Here is a 17,973-nt window from a genome sequence, read left to right as displayed (position 1 = left end):
GGGCAACAATCATGCCGGACCCGACAGGCCAACTCCCTCAGATACTCACACCATCCGAGGTTACAAACAAGGTAACGGGGCCATCATGGCCGCAATTACTGTTCGCAATCTTGATGACGAGGTACAGCGCCGACTGAAAGTCCGCGCGGCTGCACACAATCAGTCCATGGAGGCGGAGGCTCGAGCTATTCTGAGCGCTGCGGTGTTTGGCGGAGACTTTGCCCGGGCGTGGGTCGCTGCGACTGCGGAATTCCGAGGTGAGGATCTGAAGTTGCCGGATCGTTCGACCGGTCGCGAACTCGATCTCTCATGATCGTGCTGGATACCAACGTTGTATCTGAGCCGCTTCGATCGAGCCCGGACCGTGTGGTGCTGGCCTGGTTAAATCGAGTCTCTGATGACGTGGCGTTCACGTCGGTCAGTGTCGGTGAGATTCTCACGGGGGTTCGGCTCCTGCCGGTCGGCCATCGTCGGGACGGACTGATGACGGCAATCGAGCGCACGCTCACGAGCTACGCCGATCAAGTGCTTCCCTACGACGAGACCGCGGCGCGGGTCTATGCGCTCATGCAGGAGTCCCGACGCGCGAGCGGGCATCTTCTCAGCGTGGAGGACGGCATGATCGCGGCGATCTGTCGGTCCAAGGGAGTAGCGCTTGCCACAAGAAATATCAAGGATTTTCAAGGTCTCGGCATCGATCTGATAAACCCGTGGACAGAGGTGCCTCGCTGACCGCCGGCAGTGCATAACTCCTACAATTCGTGAAGTGCCGCGAACGGATGCCTGCTGCGTCCTGCTGCAGGTGGTCGCGTGGCTGGTCGAGCACCCTGCATCCGGTTGGCGTATTCGTCAGCTGCCCATTCGCGGAATCGACACCAAATGGCTCGAGGGACATCGCGCCGGTCGAGGAACTGGCCGAACTCGCCGTCACGCCGACGACGGTGTTCGTCTTCGAAAACCTCGAGACCATGTTTGCGATGCCTGATCTGCCGGGCGCGGTCGTCGTGCACGGCGGCGGCTACGCTGCGCCGCGCCTCGGCGCCATCCCGTGGATAAACGCGGGCCGCGTCATCTATTGGGGCGACCTTGACTCCGACGGATTCGCTATTTTGCACGCGCTCCGCGCGGGCTGCCGAAGTGTCACGAGCACCCTCATGGACGAGGCGACCCTGCTGCAATTTCGTGATCTCTGGGTGCCGGAGCCGAAGCCGGCCGGCGGAACGTATTCGACGCTGACGGCGGGGGAACAGGCCGCGCTGGGACGCATCCGTTCGGAGGGAAACGTGCGCCTCGAGCAGGAACGCATCGAGTGGTCCTATGCCCTGCTTCGGCTGCTTGCCGTCGCCGCGAACCCCGATCGCCTGGCCGGCTAACCGCCCGAAGTGGAGCCATCGATCGCGGAACGGGTCGCAAATTATGCCACGGCAGAGCGATCGTGACCGAAAGTCAGGGCATTCGAAGAAAATCGTGAGGTTTTGTTCAAAAAGGCGGTGCAAGCTAGCGACCTTGCCCGCGCCGTCCCGAAGTGCGCGAGCCCGAAACCCGGCGGGCCGGCGTACCTAGCGCCGCGTCCTCGCTCCCGATGAAGGATATGCGCCAAAAAATCTCTAAAACTTCCCATGCTCGTACCGCCCGAGAAAACCCCAAACGCAAACGCGTGTACCAGATCGTCTTCGCCGCTAGCGCCGTGCTCGTCATCGCTGGCCTCGTCGCCGGCAATGAATTCGCCGCCCAGTCGGCAGATGCCAAGCATGACAGCATCGCCGCCACGACCGTACTCGCCGAGAGCACCGGCCGCCAGCTCCAACAACTTGACTATTACGTGGAGCGCGGCGAGACACTCAGTCGCGACAGCGCCTCCGTTGCCCTCTCGCAGGCCAACCTGGTCATTGCCGCCAGCGTGAGCAAAGTGGATGCCTCCACCCTCACCTCGGTAGCCAGCTCGCTCGCCAGTTACGAGATCATGCCGATCGACCAGCTCGAAGATCTCACGATCGAGGCGAAGACGCAGACCGCCGCAGTTGCTGCGGCCACCGCCGAAGTCGACCGGTTCGCAGCCGAAGTTGCTGCAGCCGAAGCTGCGGCGGCGGCCGCCGCTGAAGCCGCTCGAATGGAGTCCCTCGCGGGCAGCAACACCGTCGCCGGCGCCCGCGCCACAGCGCGTTCAATGGCCGCGTCCCAGTACGGCTGGGGCGAGGATCAGTTCAGCTGCCTCGACCGGCTGTGGCAGAAGGAATCGGGCTGGTCCTACTCGGCGCTGAATTCCAATAGCGGTGCGACCGGCATTCCGCAGGCGCTGCCGGGCAGCAAGATGGCTTCGGCCGGTAATGACTGGGCGACCAACGCCACGACACAGATCAGCTGGGGCCTGGGCTATATCAAGGCTTCCTCCTATGGAACGCCGTGTGCGGCCTGGTCGCACTCGCAGTCCGTCGGCTGGTACTGACCGAGCGTGCCCGAGACCAAGCCGAAGCTAATATCAGGCTGCTCATCAGTTCTTTCGTGCCGCCGCAGGTTCTGCGGCGGCACGGCTGTGATGTAGGGGCCAGCACTACGATGAGAAAGTAAGGGAACTCCATGATTTAGCTTGACTGGGCACACCGAAGTGCCCGTCGCAGGAGTCCTGCGCAGATATTTGATGGAGGCGTTTTTTCGATGTCGTCTGGTTTCACCCCAACGGGTCTGTCCCCGACGGATTCATTCCCACTTGACTCCACACTCGAGTCGTTCATTACTGATTATTATGAGCATCTGACAGACGAAGACGCGGCGAACTATTCCCCGCCAGTACTGCAAGCCCGAGCGCGAGCGCATTGGCTGGTCGCGCAGCACCGGGTACCGAAAACGGCTACGGTCGAGATTCAGAATGAGCCCGGTCGCAGCGTCATCTATATCGTCACCGACGACATGCCCTTTCTGGTCGACTCGGTCACGGCCGAGCTGGTGCGCCAGCACTCCGCCATCCACCTCGTCGTGCACCCCTTACTCATCGTTGCCCGCAGCAAGGCCAGCAATGAACTCGTCGATATCAACCGCATTCCGGCTGGGGTCGGCGTCTCCAGCGGTGACACCTCGGCGATGCCCAATATTGCCCACCTGATCGCCACCGGCAATGACGCCTCGCACCTCGAGTCGTGGATCGCCATTGAGATCGATAGTGCGACCGACGAGGAACAGGCCCTGCTGGTGGACGGCGTGACCGCCGTACTCGGCGATGTTCGCGCCGCTGTCGCCGACTGGCCGCTTATGCGCACGAAGGCGATGCAGATCGCCAACGCCCTCGACCAGATCGTCGGTGCCGAGCAGGTCAAGGACCTCACCCAGACCCAGCAGCTGCTGCACTGGCTCGACGAAGGCAACTTCACCTTTCTCGGCTACCGCGAATACGACCTTGAGACCCAGGACGGCGAAGACGTCCTCACCCTCATCGACGGCAGCGGCCTGGGCCTGCTGCGTTCCGCCGACGACCGGCACCAGATTCAGCACCTAACGGATGCCGGCCGGCAGAAAGCCCGCGAGCGCACCGCCCTGGTGATCACCAAGGCCAACTCGCGCTCCACCGTGCATCGCCCCGCCTACTTCGACTACATCGGCATCAAGAGTTTCGATGCCGCCGGTCAGGTCAAGGGAGAACAGCGCTTCATCGGTCTGTTTGCCGCGAGCGCATACACGAGCTCGGTGACGGCCGTGCCCGTGCTGCGCGAAAAGGTCAAGGCTGTCATGACCGAGGTTGGTTTTCCGCTCGAGTCGCACAGCGGAAAAGACCTGCTGGGCATCATGGAAACCTACCCGCGTGACGAGCTGTTCCAGATCGAAGTCCCCGACCTGGTCACTGCGTCGCTAGCCATCCAACGCCTGCAGGAGCGCCGGCGCACCCGGCTGTTCCTCCGTCCCGACATCTACGGACGGTTCATGTCGGCGCTGGTCTACCTGCCGCGTGACCGCTACAACACCGCAGTGCGGCTGCGCATCGAGAAGGCATTGCGGGAGACGTTCCACTCGGAGTCCCTCGACTTCGAAGCGCGCATGACCGAATCGGCGCTCGCGCGACTGTTCTATCGCATCCGCTTGCCTAAGGATGTCGCCGCCGACACGGTCGATGCCGCCGCCCTGGAACACCGCCTGGCCATGGCCGTGCGGTCGTGGCCCGAGGGCATCAGTGATGAGTTGCGCGAAACACACTCGGTCGAAGAAGCCGAGCGCTTGTCGAGCGTGTGGGCGGAGGCTTTTCCTGACAGCTACCGGGTCGACTATGAAATCACCGATGCCCTCGAAGACATCGGTCGGTTCGAGGCCTGCGCTGCGCAGGTGGGAGCACCTGCTGACCCGCACACCCGCCCCGGACTGCACGTCTACCGGGCTCAAAATGTCGGTGACCCCGCCGAAGACGCCCGTATCAAGCTGTACATGACCGAACCGAAGAGCCTGAGCCAGATTTTGCCGTTTCTGCAGAACCTCGGTATCGAGGTGCTCGACGAGGTGCCGTTCGACATCGAAACCGCCGACGGGCGCCGGTTCTACCTGTACGACCTGGGCCTGCACTACCCGGCTGGAGTCGACCCGATCGCGACCGGGAACCTGCTCGCCGACTCGTTCGGTGCCGCGATCAGCGGAGCCATCGAGTCCGACAGCCTCGATCGCCTGGTACTGCAAGACGGTCTGCCGTGGCACCGCGTCGTCATTCTGCGCAGCTATGCCAAATATCTGCGCCAGATCGGCAACATCAACTCCTACGGTTTCGTCGCCAACGCTCTGCTCGCTAACCCGGCCGTCACGCGTGGCCTGGTGGCACTGTTCGAGGCTCGATTCGATCCCGATTTGACCGACGATGAGCGGATGCTGCGCGTCGCCGACGTGCGCACCCAGCTCACCCTGGCCATGGAGCAGGTCGTTACCCTCGACGCCGATCGCGTGCTGCGCACGCTGATCACCCTGATCGAAGCCTCGCTGCGCACCAATTTCTTCCAGTACAAGCCGTATCTGAGCATCAAACTCGATCCGTCGCAGATCGAGCAGATGCCCTCACCGCGACCGATGTACGAGATCTGGGTGTATTCGCCCCGTGTTGAGGGCGTGCACCTGCGGTTCGGCAAGGTTGCCCGCGGTGGTCTGCGCTGGTCGGACCGCCGTGAGGATTTTCGCACCGAGGTGCTCGGGCTGGTCAAGGCGCAGACGGTCAAGAACGCAGTCATCGTGCCGACCGGCGCCAAGGGCGGATTCTTCGCCAAGAAGCTGCCAGACCCGGCCCTGGACCGGGCGGCGTGGATGGCCGAGGGCATCGCGAGTTACCAAACCTTCGTGCGCGGGCTGCTCGATTTGACCGACAACCTCGTGGCAACGCCCGAGGGTGAGCGGGTTGTTCCGCCCAACCGCGTGGTCAGCCACGACGACGCGGATACCTACCTCGTCGTCGCGGCCGATAAGGGAACGGCCTCGTTCTCGGACATCGCCAACGAACTCGCCGCAGAGTACGGTTTCTGGCTCGGTGACGCTTTTGCCTCTGGCGGTTCGGTCGGCTACGACCACAAAGAGATGGGCATCACGGCTAAAGGCGCCTGGGAGTCGGTCAAACGCCACTTCAGTGAACTCGGCGTTGACGCCCAGTCCGAGGAATTCACCGTGGTCGGCGTCGGCGACATGTCGGGAGACGTGTTCGGCAACGGCATGCTGCTCTCGAAGCACACCAAGCTCGTCGCGGCCTTCGATCACCGCCACATCTTCCTGGACCCGACCCCCAACCCGGCGCTCTCCTTTGCCGAGCGCAAGCGGTTGTTCGAACTGCCGCGTTCGTCCTGGGCGGACTACTCGACCGACCTGATCAGCGCCGGCGGTGGCGTCTTTCCGCGCCAGTCCAAGGTTGTTCCGATCTCGGTCGAGGTTCAGGTGGTACTCGGTTTGCCCGAGGGCACCACGCACCTGAGCCCGCCGGAGCTGCTGCGGGCGATTCTGCTGGCCCCGACCGATCTGCTCTACAACGGCGGAATCGGCACCTATGTGAAGGCCAGTACCGAAACCGCAGCGCAGGTCGGCGACAAGGCCAACGATTCCATTCGCGTCGACGGTAAGGACCTACGGGTCAAAGTCGTTGGCGAGGGCGGAAACCTCGGCTTCACCCAACTCGGACGCATCGAAGCTGCCCTGGGCGGCGTCATTCTCAACACGGACGCGATCGACAACTCGGCCGGAGTGGACTGCTCCGACCACGAAGTCAACATCAAGATCTTCGTGGACCGCATGGTCGCTGCTGGTAAGCTCGACCCCGCCGAACGGGCCGAGTTTCTCGCTGAGATGACCGACGAGGTCGGCCGCCTCGTTCTGGTCGACAACGTCGATCAGAACATTCTGCTGCTCAACGACCGGGTGCTCGTGAACAACTGGAGCCCGAGCTACGAGCGCCTGATGAACTGGCTCGAAGCATCCGGCGATCTGCAGCGTGAACTCGAGGCACTGCCGACGACGGCCACGTTGCGCGAGCGCCTCGACCAGGGCCAGGGGCTGACCAGCCCAGAGCTGAGCGTGCTAGCGGCCTACGCCAAAATCGAACTGGCCAACGCGCTGCGTGATAGCGATCTGGCCGATGACCCCTGGTTCGGCAGCACGCTGCGGCGTTATTTTCCGACGCACCTGTCTGAACGTTTTGATGCCGAGCTGGATACGCATCCGCTTCGCCGGGAGATCATCGCGACGGTCGTCGCGAACGACATGATCAACCTGGGCGGCATCACCTTCGCCTTCCGCACGATGGAAGAGACGTCGGCGAACCAGGCGACGATCGCCCGGGCCTTCGTGGCACTGCGGGAAATCTTCGAACTCGACGAAATGGTCGACGAGCTCAACGCCCTCCCGTCATCGTTCCCGACCGAGAAGTGGACCGCGATTCACCTCGACATTCGTCGGCTGCTCGACCGTGCGGTGCGCTGGCAAGTCAACCACGGTGGCGCCATGCCGGTCGCTGCGGTGATCGCGAAGTACCAGCCGCAGGTCGCGCTGATGCGCGCGCACCTCGGGGAGTACCTGCAGGGTGCTGACCTCAAACGCCTCGAAACCCAGCAGGAGCAGGCCAGGGAGTGGGGCCTGCCCGACGACCTCGGTCGCCGTTGGTCGGAGCTGTTCGAGGCATACGCGTTGCTGGACGTGGCCAAGGTCGCCGCCCGGTCCAACGTGCCGGTCACCGAGGTCGCACCTATCTACTACGCGGTGTATAACCGGTTCGGTGTCGACAACCTGCTGGAGCGCATCACCAAGCTGCCGCGCAAGGACCGCTGGCAGGCCCTCGCTCGCGCTGCCCTGCGCGACGACCTGTACTCCACGGTCGCCGACATGGCCAGGTCCGTGCTCGATGAAACGGATGCCGGCGTCCCCGACGAGCGGATCCTCGCCTGGGAAGCACTCAACGCCGAACAGTTGGGCCGGGCACGCAGCGTATTCGAGGAGGTCAACTCCCTCGCGCAAGACGACATGGCGTCGCTGTCGGTTGCCGTGCGGCTGCTGCGTTCCATCGTGCGCCGCTAACCACGACAGAGAGCCTCGGAATCGACGGCGCTTACCTGCGAGTGCACCATTTTGCCCCGCAGTTCGCGTCGCCGTTTCCGCTGCTCGCCGCGATGGCCGCCCGCACCAGCCGAATCGAACTCGGCACCGGCGTCATCGATATGCGTTACGAAAATCCGCTGTATATGGCGGCATGAACCTCATGAGTTCGCCCCTGCTCGCCGAAGACACCGGGGGTCCATTTGGTGATTTGCAAGCTGAACAGATCGTGCCCGACCTCGGCTGGCGCTGACCCGGTTTATACCAGCGTGGCGATCAGAATGGCGACGGTCACCCAGATCGGCATGGCTACGGCCATGAGCACGAGACCGACCCACTGGAGCCGGGTATACGACTGGTCAGCATCGCCGCGTTTGCGGGTGCGCACGATATCCACCACCGAGACGACCATGCCGACGAACATGAGCGGTGACACCGTCAGTAACGCCAGCACGGCTGCCGGGTCCGTGGCGATTGAGACGCCAACGGCGATGCCCAGCGCGCTGTACAGCAGAAACAGTACGATGCTCACCCACAGCGAAATGGGAACGCGGCGCGAACTCTGTGTGACCGTTGCGTGCATGTGCGACCCCCGTTGGTACCTGGGCTGACAGTAGCACGAAGCGGCTCACCGACCGGGCGCGTTTAAGCGAGCCGGCCAGCGTGCGCGGTCGGCGGCTGGTCAGCTGATGCGGCCGAGCGCCACGAGCTTCGTGCGTACCTCGGCGTCGCTTGGCTCCACCATGTGTGTGTCGTCGGGAAATACGATTACGGGAATGTTGGTGCGACCGCTGATGGCGCGGGCACGATCGGCGCCATCCTCGACGAGCAGCAGGTCGACATAGTCGTAGTCGACCTCAAGGCGGTCGAGCAGCGACTTGGAACGGCGGCAGTCACCGCACCACTCGGCTCCATACATCGTGATGCGAGCAGCTGGGACAGTGGTATCAGTCATACCAACATCCTAAGCCGGGCGGCTGGGTGTGCCCTTGAAAGGCATCCGCTGCCCGTACCCTGAAACCATGCCTTCTTATCGCGTCACCATGAGTATCGACTCCCTGCACCCGGGAACGGAGCCGGCCTCGGTCGTGCCGCGGGCCGCGGCGGCGGCGGCGGAATTCACCACGGTAGAGGCCTCCGACCTCACCATCGTCGCCGGCGCGGCTCGGGTCATCGTGCGTTTTACAGCGGATGACGCGGCGTCAGCCCTGCAGATCGGCGCCCACGTGGTGGCCGACCTGCGCGTTGTCGCCGAGTTGCGGGCGTCCCTGGTCACCGAGCGCGTCAAGGGTACCTGGGTGCCGGTGCGCTGAACTGGTGAGGGCGTACGGGACGATACGTTACCCACGTCCTCACCCGGTGGCTGGCTCGACGGGCGCGGCCACCTGCCAAATCAGGTTCTGGGCTGAGGCCTGCTGCCGGTCCTGAGAGACCTGAAAGATGAACACGTCGGTCGAAGTTCCGTTCGCACGCCCCGACGACAACGGTTTCAACATAGAGAATCTTCCTACCCCGAACTAGGGGTATTGGTCCGTGCAGCGTCAGACCACCGGGTCCATCGAGCTCAGGTGGCAGGCGTCGTTCCACATCTGCAGCACTCGGTTCTCGCGTTCCCAGCCGAGGGTGGAGACGGTTGCAGTGCCGAGGCTGAGATTTTTGCCAGCGACTGCTGGCAGGCCCATCCAGCGCGCGGTCATGATACGCAGAAAATGTCCGTGGGCGAAGACCGCGACGCGACCCTCGGCGGCGAGGCATTCCTCGATCGCGAGGTCGGCGCGCGCCCCCACCTCATCGACCGTTTCACCGCCCACAATTGGGTTACCCCACACGGTCCAGCCGGGTATCTCTGAGCGGATGTCGACGGTGCGGCGCCCCTCATAGACCCCGTAGTCCCACTCCAGAACGTCGTCGTTCGCCACACCCTGGCTGGAGTAACCGGCCCGCTCCATGGTCTCCCAGGCGCGCACGAGCGGGCTGGAGTAGACCCGATCGAAATGCTGGCCGTCCAGCATCTCACCGAGGGCATCCGCTTGCTGGCGGCCGAAGTCGGTCAAGGGAACGTCGGTGCGTCCGGTGTGCTGGCCGGAGATGCTCCACTCGGTCTGGCCGTGGCGAATAAGAACGATGTCGTTCTGGGTCATTCGGGCTCCTCGCATTGGCCATTGTGCTGCCCTTCAAGTCTACGTTTCGGCCCAGCCGCTGCTGCCCCGCCGGGGGAGCGGACGACCCGCCTGCTATGTTTAGTACGTCAGTGCAGACGCCCTGAGCCGCAATGTTGTAGCAATTCAGGGGGGAACCATCGTGTCAACTGCCACCGAAAAGCGCGCCAGTGGCCCAGCCGCCGCTTTCATGCGCCCGATAAACACGCTCGTCGAACGATTCATTCCGAGCGCGCTCGTGTTCGTGATCGTGCTGACCGTGATCGTGGCCATTCTGGCCCTGGTGCTCACCGATTCCGGCCCGATCGATGTCGTGCGGAGTTGGGGTGATGGTCTTGCTGGGCTGCTCGCCTTCATGACACAGATGGCCCTCGTGCTGCTGCTCGGTCACATTCTGGCCAACACGACCCTGGTACACCGGCTGCTGGTTTGTCTGGGTGCGGTGCCACGCACAGCACTTCAGGCCTACATTTTCGTGTTCACCGTCGCCGCGGTGGCGTGCCTGATCACCTGGGGCCTCGGCCTCGTGGTCGGTGGGCTGCTGGCCAAGGAGGTGGCTTTTCAGCTGCGCGCCAAGGGCGTTCTGGTGCACTTTCCGCTCCTGGTTGCCGCCGGCTACTCCGGCTTTGTGATCTGGCACATGGGATATTCCGGGTCGGGACCGCTCACCGCCGCCACCGAGGGCTCCTTCCTGGCCGAGCAACTGGGTCGCACCATTTCGCTCAGCGACACCACATTCTCTGTTTGGAATATTTTGGCGGCCGTCGCCACCATCGTGGTGGTGGCGCTGGCGCTGGCGCTCGTCGCCCCGCGACGCAACGCTCCGATCTTCGTGCTTGAAGTCGATGCCCGCGACAAGCAGGTCGCTGAGGAACCGGTTGTGACGCCCGCTGACCGCCTCGATGCCAGCCGCATCCTGACCCTGATCGTGGGGCTCGCACTCGTCGCCTACCTGGTCGTTCACTTCGTCGAGGGCGGAACCCTCACGCTCGACATCGTCAACTGGACATTCCTCGCGCTCATCTTCCTGCTGGTGCGCAACCCGTTCGAGCTGATTCGGCTTACCAAAGACGCCGCCTCCAACGTCGGCGATATCCTGCTGCAGTTTCCGCTCTACGCCGGTATTTTGGGCATGATGGTCGGTTCCGGGCTGATCGGCGTCTTCTCCGACTTCTTCGTGAACGTGTCGACCCCGGCAACCTTCGGCGCTATGGCGCTGCTCGCGGCCGGACTGGTGAACTTCTTCGTGCCCTCCGGCGGGGGCCAGTTCGCCGTGCAGGGCCCGATCATGCTCGATGCGGCTGAACGGCTCGGCGTTGACCCCTCGGTCGCCATCATGGCCGTCTCCTACGGCGACCAGTGGACCAACATGATCCAGCCGTTCTGGGCGCTGCCGCTGCTGGCAATCGCCGGGCTGAAGATGCGCGACATTCTCGGCTATACCACGATCACCTTTCTGGCGGCCGGCCTGGTCTTCATCGCGACGATGTTCATCGTCGGTGCCGGCTAACGCAGGCGCAGACTGGACGCCGCCTGCGCGTCTTTCAATTTACGATGGAAGTTCATTTTCAACTCCGACGAGAGTCGTAGGCTGGTCTCAAAGCCATCAAGTCTGAGACGGGTGCCATGAGGGTCATTAGTTACAACCTCCGCAAGAATCGTGCCAGCGGCGAACTCGTCGCGCTGTCCGAGCGTTACAGTCCTAATATTCTTTGCCTGCAGGAATGCAACACCACCGACCTGCCGACCGAGGTCGGTACTCTGCACCTGGCCGACGCGACTCGACGCAACCGGCTGGGGCTGGCCATCTACTACAACCGGGACCGCTATACGGCGATCAAGACCCAGGCCTTCGCGCTGAAAAAATCCCTGCACGATCATCTGGCAGCGCCGGCACACGAGCGTTTGATCGCCACCCGCCTGATCGACAATGTCGCCCAGCGTGAGCTGGTCGTCGCATCCTTTCACGCAGCCCCCCTGACCGCGCTCAACTCCCTGCGCCGCAACCAGATTCGCAGCGCTCACGAAGAGCTCAGCCTGCTCGGCCCCGGTCTGCCGAGCCTCATGGTCGGCGACTACAACTACCCGATCTTTCAGGGCAAGCTCGGCAACAAGGTCAACCAGTCTGGTTACGACCTGACTCTCAGCGACACCCGCACCTACACCCGGTACAAGTTCTTTCGCGGACACTTCGACCTCGCGACCTCAATGGGTCTGGCGATCACCAACGTGGAGACCCTTCCGCAGGGCACCTCAGATCACATGCCCATTCTGGTGACAGCCACTTACCCCGACGAACAACCGATGCAAACTGATGCCGCGCATCACCTGGCCGATCCCGCTACCGGTGAGTCTGTGATGGTCGAGGGCGCCGACTTCACGATCTAACCCCGCAGCATTTCGCGCGGTCAGGCGAGCAGCTCCAGCACGCCGCGAACGATCGTCGCAAACGACCCAAGGTACGCCACGATCACGAGCAGGCGCCGCGCAACGTGCGGCTCGATTACCCGTGACAGCAGGTCGCCGACGGTGAGCCCGACGAGGCAGGCGCACCCGATCAGAATCCAGACCAGTACGGGCAACTGCGGCACGCCAGCGGATCCGAGGGCAAATTTAGACGACAGCGATGCCAGCCCGATGGTGAGAAAATACGGCTGCATCGTGGCGGCGAAGGACCCCTGCGGCCAGCCTGTGGCGATCGCGTAGATGCTCACCGCCGGGCCCCCGACGCCGGCCGTCGTGTTCATGACCCCGCTCGTCATGCCGGCTATCACGCGAAAACTCAGCCGATCCCGCACGACAACCCGGCCGAGATTCACCGATACGGTCAGCCCGGCGGCGACCAGTACACCGATCGAGATCTCAAGCCAGGCCAGCGGAACGAACTGCAAAACGTACGAGCCCGGCACGATGCCGATCACGGCGCAAACCGCCAGAATTCCGTAGCGGCGCCAGTCCACGTGTCGAAACACGCGCGTCAGGATCACGCCGGCGGTGAGTGCCCCGCAAACGTTGACCACGATGACACCGTCAATTGGCCCCAGCAGCAGTACCAGAAAGGGCGCAGCTACCAGAGCAAACCCCATGCCGGTGATGCGCTGCATGCTGGAGCCGATCAGCACGGCCGCAATCACCAGAACGGTCGTCCACACGGTACGGTCTCCCAGCTCGGTTGTTGCATCCAACGATACCGGCCCGACAGCACCGAGCGACGTCGCGAACGCGTGGGCTACCGTTAATGCGGGGCCGCCGCACGGCAGGCACCCGATCGGATCGAGAAAAGGACAGTGGATGCCCCACGCGAGTTTGCCCACCGAGAACGTTCTGCAGGGGCGCACCTTTGATGCAGTGCTGTTCGATATGGACGGCACCCTCATCGACTCCACGCCGGCAGTCGACCGCTCCTGGGCGACCTGGGCGCAGGAGTGGGGCGTGGCGAAGGACGACACAGCCCACGGCCGCCCGGCGCGCGACATCATCGAAGAACTCGTACCGGCCGACCGGGTTGACGAAGCCTTGGCCCGCGTCCTTGCGCTCGAAACGGCCGACACGAACGATATCACCGTGCTGCCCGGCGCTGCCGCGCTCATGTCGAGCCTGCCCGAAGCGCGGCGTGCGATCGTCACGTCCTGCGCCCGGCCGCTGGCCACAGCAAGGCTGGCAGCATCCGCTTTTCCGGCGCCTGCAGTGATCGTGACCATCGATGACACTCCGAACGGCAAGCCCCAGCCCGACCCGTTTTTGAAGGGGGCCGCGCGGCTTGGCGTCGACCCGAGCCGCTGCCTGGTGATCGAGGACGCACCCGCCGGCTTGCAGGCCGGTCGCGCCGCCGGCTGCACCACGATCGCCGTCGCGGGAACCTACCCAGCCGCAGAGCTCGACGCCGATCTGGTCGTGCTCGGGCTCGACTCGTTGCGCATTGAGGTCACACCTGACGGTCTGATCGTTCACGTGGAGTCACCGAAAAGCTGAAGAACGGTCACCGCCCGGACCCAAATGAACGTAACGTTAATAGTCGGTATGCACGTTCGGCTTTTCCGGGTGGCGCGAGCCGCGACGAGAAAGGTTTTGGCACTTGGACGACGAATGCATCCACGGACTTGAGGGCAAATTGTGCGCTCTGTGTTATCCCAAAGTCATTACTGAGCCCCTGGTGCCGGTGAAGAAGACCCGAGCCCCCAAGCTGTCGTCCCTGCGCGACCCACTGCCCACTGCAGCCATGCCGCCCGCCCGCGTGGCTCGCCCGGTTCGCGTGGCTGGCGCGCCCCGCCCGGTGCGCGCCGAGAAGAACTCGACCGACAACGTCGACGAACAGCGCGTGTACCACCTCACCCACATCAGCAACCTCGCCGCCATTCTGCGCGACGGATGCCTGTTCGCCAGCGCTGCTCTTACCACCCGACCCGCCGTGGACATCTCGGCGCCGGCCACGCGCGAATCGCGTCGCGACGCCCTCGTCGCTGGCACCGAACGTAGTGTTGCCGAGTATGTGCCGTTCTTCCTGTCACCGAATGCGACCGTGTGGGAGAGTATTCGTGCCGACGCTGCCGACTCGCGCCTCGCCCTCGACGCCCACGGCTCCGAGGCCTTCGACTTCGTCATGCTCGTGAGCACCGTGAAGAAGATCAACGACGGGCTCGTCGCGACGACTATGACGGATGCTTCCACCACCGACGACGAGACCCCCCTCGTTCCCAGCCTGGTCGCCGTCACCAACGGTGATGCGGCCGGATCGCTCACCCGGTTCGGTGCCACAGCGGCCACGGCCGAGCGCATGCTGCAAACGCTTCGCGCCGAAGCCGATGGCGCAATGATTCTCGAAGCCGAGCTGCTCGTGCCCGACGCTGTCCCGATGGAGCTGGTAACGCTCATCGGAGTCTGCAACGACAACGTGCGCGAGACGGTTCGGGGTATCTTGAAGTCGAGCGCGTTCAAGCCCAAGGTCGCGGTCTACCCGCCGTGGTTCCACAGCTCCGCCGACCCCCAGTAGCCCTTCCTACCTGCCCGGGCTCGGGGCCGGAAACGGGGCGCATGATCTGTCATGGGCCCCGTTCCCGAAGGTGGGCCGGGGCAGATGCGGGCGTGGAACCGGCCGCGATAATGATGCGGTAGCCACTAGACGACCCCAAGGGGGAGGTATTCGCCGGCGGGCAGTTCCACCCGAATGCCGTCGCCCGGGTTGACGACCCCGCCGGTGACAACAACGCCCATGATGCCGCCGCGGCGATGCACTGTGCCAGCGGCATCCGTTTTAATGAGCTGCTTCATCAAGCCTCGTTGGTAGCCGTTGATGAGCGAGCACGGGCTACGCATGCCGGTGATCGAGACTACGGCCAGGGCACCGAGGTAAAGTCGGGTGCCAAGTGGCAGCGTCATCAGGTCGATTCCGGCGGTGGTCACGTTCTCGCCGAGCTCGCCCGGCGCCACGGTATACCCGGTCGGCACGAGCTCGTCGAACAGTTCGGCGGCTAAGAAGTGCACCTGACACAGGTTCGGTGCCGAGGGGTTGCGCTTCTTTGCGTAGCGGTGCTGCACGGTGGCTCCGGCGTGGGAGTCGCCCTCGACTCCGATTCCGGCCAGCAAACGGATGCTGCCCACTGCCGGTTTGCTGAAACGGTGCTTGTCGTCGCGGCTGACCGAAATGATCGTGCCGGGGCGCCTGTCGTCTGTCATGCAGACGATTCTGTCACAGGCGCACGCACGTTCGAAGGCGTGCCAGCAGCCCTTTAACCGGATGCGTCACCGTGTCTGTGTAACCCCGTTGACGCGGCACCGCCCGAGGCCTACATTGCATCAATGGAAAGGTTTCTCAATGACCAGCGTTGCACCCGATAAGAACGATCAGCCCGACGAATCCGCACCCGTTTTTCCGCGCGCAGATGATACCGCCCCGCATATTGCACGTCCCTATCGAGCCCTCGAACACGAACTGGAACGCGCGGTACGAGATCGGGTAGAGGTCAATCTCCGGGTAACCGCGGCGGTCAACGCGATGCGCGACGGCGGATGCTCCTGGGCCGACATCGCGCGCATTCTCGGTACCGCTCCTCAGACCGCACATAAAAAGTACAGCAAACCGCGCCCACCGCGAGACTGACGGACAGGCGGCCGACGGAACGCCCGAAAACCGGGGGCCACAATTCGGGCCTGCGGCCCCGACAGAGGTGGTGGCATTCTGAACCGGAATCACCTCCGGTGATATGGTCTCGAGGCAAATTTCCCCAATTGAAAGGACACCATGAAAGCCTCAGAAACACTCAGTAACAACCTGCAGTCCGTACTGGTCGACCTGATTGAGTTGCACGTTCAGGGCAAACAAGCGCACTGGAGCGTCGTCGGCAAGAACTTTCGCGACCTGCACCTGCAACTCGACGAGATCATTCTCGATGCCCGCGAATTCTCCGACGAAGTAGCCGAGCGGATGCGTGCCCTCGACGCCATGCCCGATGGCCGCAGCGAGACGGTCACCAAAAACACCCATCTGCCCAAGTTTCCCGATGGCGAAGTCGACACGGCCGAGACGGTGGCGCTCATCACCGAACGGCTTGACGCCACCGTCGAAAACATGCGCAAAGTGCACGATGAAGTCGATGAGGAAGACCCCACGAGCGCCGATATTCTGCACGCCTTCATTGGAAAGCTCGAGCAGTATTCCTGGATGGTCAGTGCGGAGAACCGTAAACCGCGCAAGCGTGCAGCACTGAAATCCGCCTCGCGGGCGTCCAAAACATAGCGCACTCGGTTAGTTCCGCGTGGATCGAGGGGCAGTCATGAGGCATGAATCGCATATCCGTCTGGTTGAGCTCAGTGCTGCTGCCCTGGAGATCAACGGTGACGCGCAGTGGGCGATTGCATTCGCGAGCAGTCTCGCATCCATTCCCCGACCGGGGAAGGGCGAAACGGCTGCCCTGTTCGCTACGCCACTCTCGCGGCGGCCGACCTCACTGCGGCGCGGGTAGCCGAGGCGCACCTCGACGCGCGGGCGATTCTCACCCAAGCCGGCCAGGGCGCCCAGTCCGGCCACACCTGGGGCGTATTCGCCGCGGGGACCGCTGCCCAAGCGGCGCAGTGACTTCGCCGGCTGCACGCGAGCGGATGCCCCGACTATGGTTCGTACACGCGTTTAGCGTGGCCTCGGAGTGGAAGAATAATCGAATGACTTACATTCCTAATGACTCTCGATATGAGTCCATGCCTTACCGCCGCGTCGGACGCAGCGGCCTCAAACTTCCCGCGATCTCCTTGGGGTTGTGGCAGAACTTCGGCGATGACAAGCCGCTCGCAACGCAGCGGGCTATTCTGCGCCGGGCTTTCGACCTGGGCATCACCCATTTCGACCTCGCCAACAACTACGGCCCCCCGTACGGCTCGGCCGAAACGAACTTCGGCCAGCTGTTCCGCGAGGATTTCGCCGCGCACCGCGACGAGGTCGTGCTCTCTACCAAGGCAGGTTACGACATGTGGCCGGGCCCCTACGGCAATTTCGGCTCCCGCAAGTACCTGCTGTCGAGCCTCGACCAATCGCTCGGCCGCATGGGAGTCGACTACGTCGACATCTTCTACTCTCACCGCGCCGACCCCGACACCCCGCTCGAAGAGACGATGGGAGCGCTGCACACGGCCGTCACCAGTGGCCGCGCCCTGTATGCCGGCATCTCCTCGTACTCGCCGCAGCGCACCCGTGAGGCCGCGGCGATTCTGGCCGACCTTGGCACACCGCTGTTGATTCACCAGCCCTCGTACTCGATGTTCAACCGGTGGGTCGAGGGCGACCTGCTCGACACCCTCGAGGACATCGGAGCTGGCTGCATTGCGTTCTCGCCGCTGGCCCAGGGTCTGCTCACCGACCGTTATCTCGGGGGTATCCCGGCGGACTCGCGCGTCGCGCGCGACGGCTCGGCGAAAAAGTCTATGGTGAGCACCGAGGCACTCGTCCACATCCGAGCATTGACCGAGATCGCCTCCGAACGCGGTCAGTCGCTCGCCCAGATGGCCCTGGCCTGGATCCTGCGCAACTCCGAAGTGACCAGCGCTCTTATTGGGGCATCGTCGGTAGCTCAGCTCGAGGCGAACGTAGGAGCCTTGCAAAACCTCGAGTTCAGCGCCGAGGAACTCACCGCCATCGACGTGCACGCCGTCGACAACGGCATCAACCTGTGGGCGCCTTCCAGCAACGTCTAGCCCAGCCTGTCTCGGCTCTGTTCTAGGCTGGCCACGTGGCCAATTCAGGAAAGCCGGGCGATCACGCCAGCCCGGGCCCGCAATTGCGGGTCGGGCTGGCTGG

Annotated in this window: 20 protein-coding genes and 2 pseudogenes; 16 read left to right on the top strand and 6 right to left on the bottom strand. The window is 63.6% G+C overall.

The genetic code is table 11. From position 1 onward, the window contains the following. The 7 genes and pseudogenes from CXY73_RS22560 to CXY73_RS23420 form a co-directional block, all read left to right on the top strand. The coding region (locus tag CXY73_RS22560) for a hypothetical protein (RefSeq protein ID WP_233198112.1) at positions 1-313 on the top strand (313 nt) is incomplete at its 5' end. Further along, a complete protein-coding gene (locus CXY73_RS03275; protein ID WP_104134758.1) occupies positions 310-732 on the top strand; it encodes a type II toxin-antitoxin system VapC family toxin in 423 nt (140 codons plus the stop codon). The genes CXY73_RS22560 and CXY73_RS03275, both read left to right, overlap by 4 nt. Before the next feature lie 34 nt (positions 733-766). Beyond that, a pseudogene (locus tag CXY73_RS23425) lies at positions 767-850 on the top strand (hypothetical protein); the annotation flags it as partial. Beyond that, positions 828-1,373, top strand: coding sequence for a Wadjet anti-phage system protein JetD domain-containing protein (locus tag CXY73_RS03270; protein ID WP_368665867.1), 546 nt, complete (start codon positions 828-830; stop codon positions 1,371-1,373). The pseudogene CXY73_RS23425 and the gene CXY73_RS03270, both read left to right, overlap by 23 nt. A gap of 284 nt (positions 1,374-1,657) precedes the next feature. Next, complete coding sequence (locus tag CXY73_RS03265; RefSeq protein WP_104176828.1) at positions 1,658-2,446, top strand: hypothetical protein; 789 nt, start codon at positions 1,658-1,660, stop codon at positions 2,444-2,446. Between the two features lie 209 nt (positions 2,447-2,655). Further along, positions 2,656-7,512 carry an NAD-glutamate dehydrogenase gene (locus tag CXY73_RS03260; protein ID WP_104176827.1) on the top strand — a complete coding sequence of 1,619 codons (4,857 nt, stop codon included), beginning with the start codon at positions 2,656-2,658 and terminating at the stop codon, positions 7,510-7,512. Then, a pseudogene (locus CXY73_RS23420) lies at positions 7,425-7,682 on the top strand (LLM class flavin-dependent oxidoreductase); the annotation flags it as partial. The gene CXY73_RS03260 and the pseudogene CXY73_RS23420, both read left to right, overlap by 88 nt. Before the next feature lie 107 nt (positions 7,683-7,789). Here the strand turns inward: CXY73_RS23420 and CXY73_RS03250 are convergent. After that, complete coding sequence (locus CXY73_RS03250) at positions 7,790-8,113, bottom strand: hypothetical protein (protein ID WP_104176826.1); 324 nt, start codon at positions 8,111-8,113, stop codon at positions 7,790-7,792. Positions 8,114-8,212: 99 nt separating this feature from the next. Next, complete coding sequence (locus CXY73_RS03245; protein ID WP_104176825.1) at positions 8,213-8,485, bottom strand: glutaredoxin domain-containing protein; 273 nt, start codon at positions 8,483-8,485, stop codon at positions 8,213-8,215. A 67-nt stretch (positions 8,486-8,552) separates the two neighbouring features. On the opposite strand from CXY73_RS03245, the gene CXY73_RS03240 reads away from it, so the two are divergent. Continuing rightward, positions 8,553-8,843 carry a hypothetical protein gene (locus CXY73_RS03240; RefSeq protein WP_104176824.1) on the top strand — a complete coding sequence of 97 codons (291 nt, stop codon included), beginning with the start codon at positions 8,553-8,555 and terminating at the stop codon, positions 8,841-8,843. Between the two features lie 39 nt (positions 8,844-8,882). Here CXY73_RS03240 and CXY73_RS21795 read toward each other — a convergent pair whose 3' ends face one another. Both CXY73_RS21795 and CXY73_RS03235 read right to left on the bottom strand, forming a co-directional pair. Then, complete coding sequence (locus tag CXY73_RS21795; protein ID WP_158254011.1) at positions 8,883-9,026, bottom strand: hypothetical protein; 144 nt, start codon at positions 9,024-9,026, stop codon at positions 8,883-8,885. Between the two features lie 45 nt (positions 9,027-9,071). Further along, positions 9,072-9,671, bottom strand: coding sequence for a histidine phosphatase family protein (locus CXY73_RS03235; protein ID WP_104176823.1), 600 nt, complete (start codon positions 9,669-9,671; stop codon positions 9,072-9,074). Positions 9,672-9,879: 208 nt separating this feature from the next. On the opposite strand from CXY73_RS03235, the gene CXY73_RS03230 reads away from it, so the two are divergent. Continuing rightward, positions 9,880-11,199 (top strand): short-chain fatty acid transporter, encoded by a 1,320-nt coding sequence (locus tag CXY73_RS03230; RefSeq protein WP_104176822.1) that lies wholly within the window; start codon positions 9,880-9,882, stop codon positions 11,197-11,199. A 116-nt stretch (positions 11,200-11,315) separates the two neighbouring features. Then, complete coding sequence (locus CXY73_RS03225) at positions 11,316-12,077, top strand: endonuclease/exonuclease/phosphatase family protein (protein ID WP_233198111.1); 762 nt, start codon at positions 11,316-11,318, stop codon at positions 12,075-12,077. A 20-nt stretch (positions 12,078-12,097) separates the two neighbouring features. Here CXY73_RS03225 and CXY73_RS03220 read toward each other — a convergent pair whose 3' ends face one another. Beyond that, complete coding sequence (locus CXY73_RS03220) at positions 12,098-12,841, bottom strand: sulfite exporter TauE/SafE family protein (RefSeq protein WP_104176830.1); 744 nt, start codon at positions 12,839-12,841, stop codon at positions 12,098-12,100. Positions 12,842-12,980: 139 nt separating this feature from the next. Here CXY73_RS03220 and CXY73_RS03215 point away from each other — a divergent pair, with 139 nt between their 5' ends. Next, on the top strand, positions 12,981-13,661 hold the full coding sequence (locus tag CXY73_RS03215) for an HAD-IA family hydrolase (protein ID WP_104176821.1): 681 nt from the start codon (positions 12,981-12,983) through the stop codon (positions 13,659-13,661). A gap of 187 nt (positions 13,662-13,848) precedes the next feature. Further along, on the top strand, positions 13,849-14,679 hold the full coding sequence (locus CXY73_RS03210) for a DarT ssDNA thymidine ADP-ribosyltransferase family protein (protein ID WP_146071604.1): 831 nt from the start codon (positions 13,849-13,851) through the stop codon (positions 14,677-14,679). Between the two features lie 125 nt (positions 14,680-14,804). Here the strand turns inward: CXY73_RS03210 and CXY73_RS03205 are convergent, their stop codons facing one another. After that, positions 14,805-15,362 carry an MOSC domain-containing protein gene (locus tag CXY73_RS03205; protein ID WP_104176819.1) on the bottom strand — a complete coding sequence of 186 codons (558 nt, stop codon included), beginning with the start codon at positions 15,360-15,362 and terminating at the stop codon, positions 14,805-14,807. A 139-nt stretch (positions 15,363-15,501) separates the two neighbouring features. Here CXY73_RS03205 and CXY73_RS03200 point away from each other — a divergent pair, with 139 nt between their 5' ends. The 4 genes from CXY73_RS03200 to mgrA all read left to right on the top strand — a co-directional run bounded on the left by CXY73_RS03200 (position 15,502) and on the right by mgrA (position 17,870). Continuing rightward, entirely contained in the window at positions 15,502-15,786 is a 285-nt protein-coding gene (locus CXY73_RS03200; RefSeq protein WP_104176818.1) for a hypothetical protein, read from the top strand. Positions 15,787-15,927: 141 nt separating this feature from the next. After that, on the top strand, positions 15,928-16,422 hold the full coding sequence (locus CXY73_RS03195) for a Dps family protein (protein ID WP_104176817.1): 495 nt from the start codon (positions 15,928-15,930) through the stop codon (positions 16,420-16,422). 108 nt (positions 16,423-16,530) lie between these two features. After that, positions 16,531-16,761: a hypothetical protein gene (locus tag CXY73_RS03190; RefSeq protein WP_104134773.1), complete on the top strand. Its 231-nt coding sequence runs from the start codon at positions 16,531-16,533 to the stop codon at positions 16,759-16,761. Positions 16,762-16,844: 83 nt separating this feature from the next. Then, complete coding sequence (gene mgrA / locus CXY73_RS03185; protein ID WP_104134774.1) at positions 16,845-17,870, top strand: L-glyceraldehyde 3-phosphate reductase; 1,026 nt, start codon at positions 16,845-16,847, stop codon at positions 17,868-17,870. Positions 17,871-17,973: the final 103 nt, after the last annotated feature.

This window comes from Cryobacterium sp. Y50 (assembly GCF_002929805.1).
Taxonomy (GTDB): domain Bacteria; phylum Actinomycetota; class Actinomycetes; order Actinomycetales; family Microbacteriaceae; genus Cryobacterium.
The sequence above is the reverse complement of the archived record's forward strand: the minus strand, read 5'-3'. Positions and strand labels throughout refer to the sequence as shown.

What these genes read in the sequence shown, in the direction of transcription:
- CXY73_RS03275 (WP_104134758.1), top strand. Translation starts at nt 310, where the DNA reads ATGATCGTGCTGGATACCAACGTTGTATCTGAGCCGCTTCGATCGAGC.
- CXY73_RS03260 (WP_104176827.1), top strand. Translation starts at nt 2,656, where the DNA reads ATGTCGTCTGGTTTCACCCCAACGGGTCTGTCCCCGACGGATTCATTC.
- CXY73_RS03250 (WP_104176826.1), bottom strand. Translation starts at nt 8,113, where the DNA reads ATGCACGCAACGGTCACACAGAGTTCGCGCCGCGTTCCCATTTCGCTG.
- CXY73_RS03245 (WP_104176825.1), bottom strand. Translation starts at nt 8,485, where the DNA reads ATGACTGATACCACTGTCCCAGCTGCTCGCATCACGATGTATGGAGCC.
- CXY73_RS03240 (WP_104176824.1), top strand. Translation starts at nt 8,553, where the DNA reads ATGCCTTCTTATCGCGTCACCATGAGTATCGACTCCCTGCACCCGGGA.
- CXY73_RS21795 (WP_158254011.1), bottom strand. Translation starts at nt 9,026, where the DNA reads ATGTTGAAACCGTTGTCGTCGGGGCGTGCGAACGGAACTTCGACCGAC.
- CXY73_RS03235 (WP_104176823.1), bottom strand. Translation starts at nt 9,671, where the DNA reads ATGACCCAGAACGACATCGTTCTTATTCGCCACGGCCAGACCGAGTGG.
- CXY73_RS03230 (WP_104176822.1), top strand. Translation starts at nt 9,880, where the DNA reads ATGCGCCCGATAAACACGCTCGTCGAACGATTCATTCCGAGCGCGCTC.
- CXY73_RS03225 (WP_233198111.1), top strand. Translation starts at nt 11,316, where the DNA reads ATGAGGGTCATTAGTTACAACCTCCGCAAGAATCGTGCCAGCGGCGAA.
- CXY73_RS03215 (WP_104176821.1), top strand. Translation starts at nt 12,981, where the DNA reads ATGCCCCACGCGAGTTTGCCCACCGAGAACGTTCTGCAGGGGCGCACC.
- CXY73_RS03205 (WP_104176819.1), bottom strand. Translation starts at nt 15,362, where the DNA reads ATGACAGACGACAGGCGCCCCGGCACGATCATTTCGGTCAGCCGCGAC.
- CXY73_RS03200 (WP_104176818.1), top strand. Translation starts at nt 15,502, where the DNA reads ATGACCAGCGTTGCACCCGATAAGAACGATCAGCCCGACGAATCCGCA.
- CXY73_RS03195 (WP_104176817.1), top strand. Translation starts at nt 15,928, where the DNA reads ATGAAAGCCTCAGAAACACTCAGTAACAACCTGCAGTCCGTACTGGTC.
- mgrA (WP_104134774.1), top strand. Translation starts at nt 16,845, where the DNA reads ATGACTTACATTCCTAATGACTCTCGATATGAGTCCATGCCTTACCGC.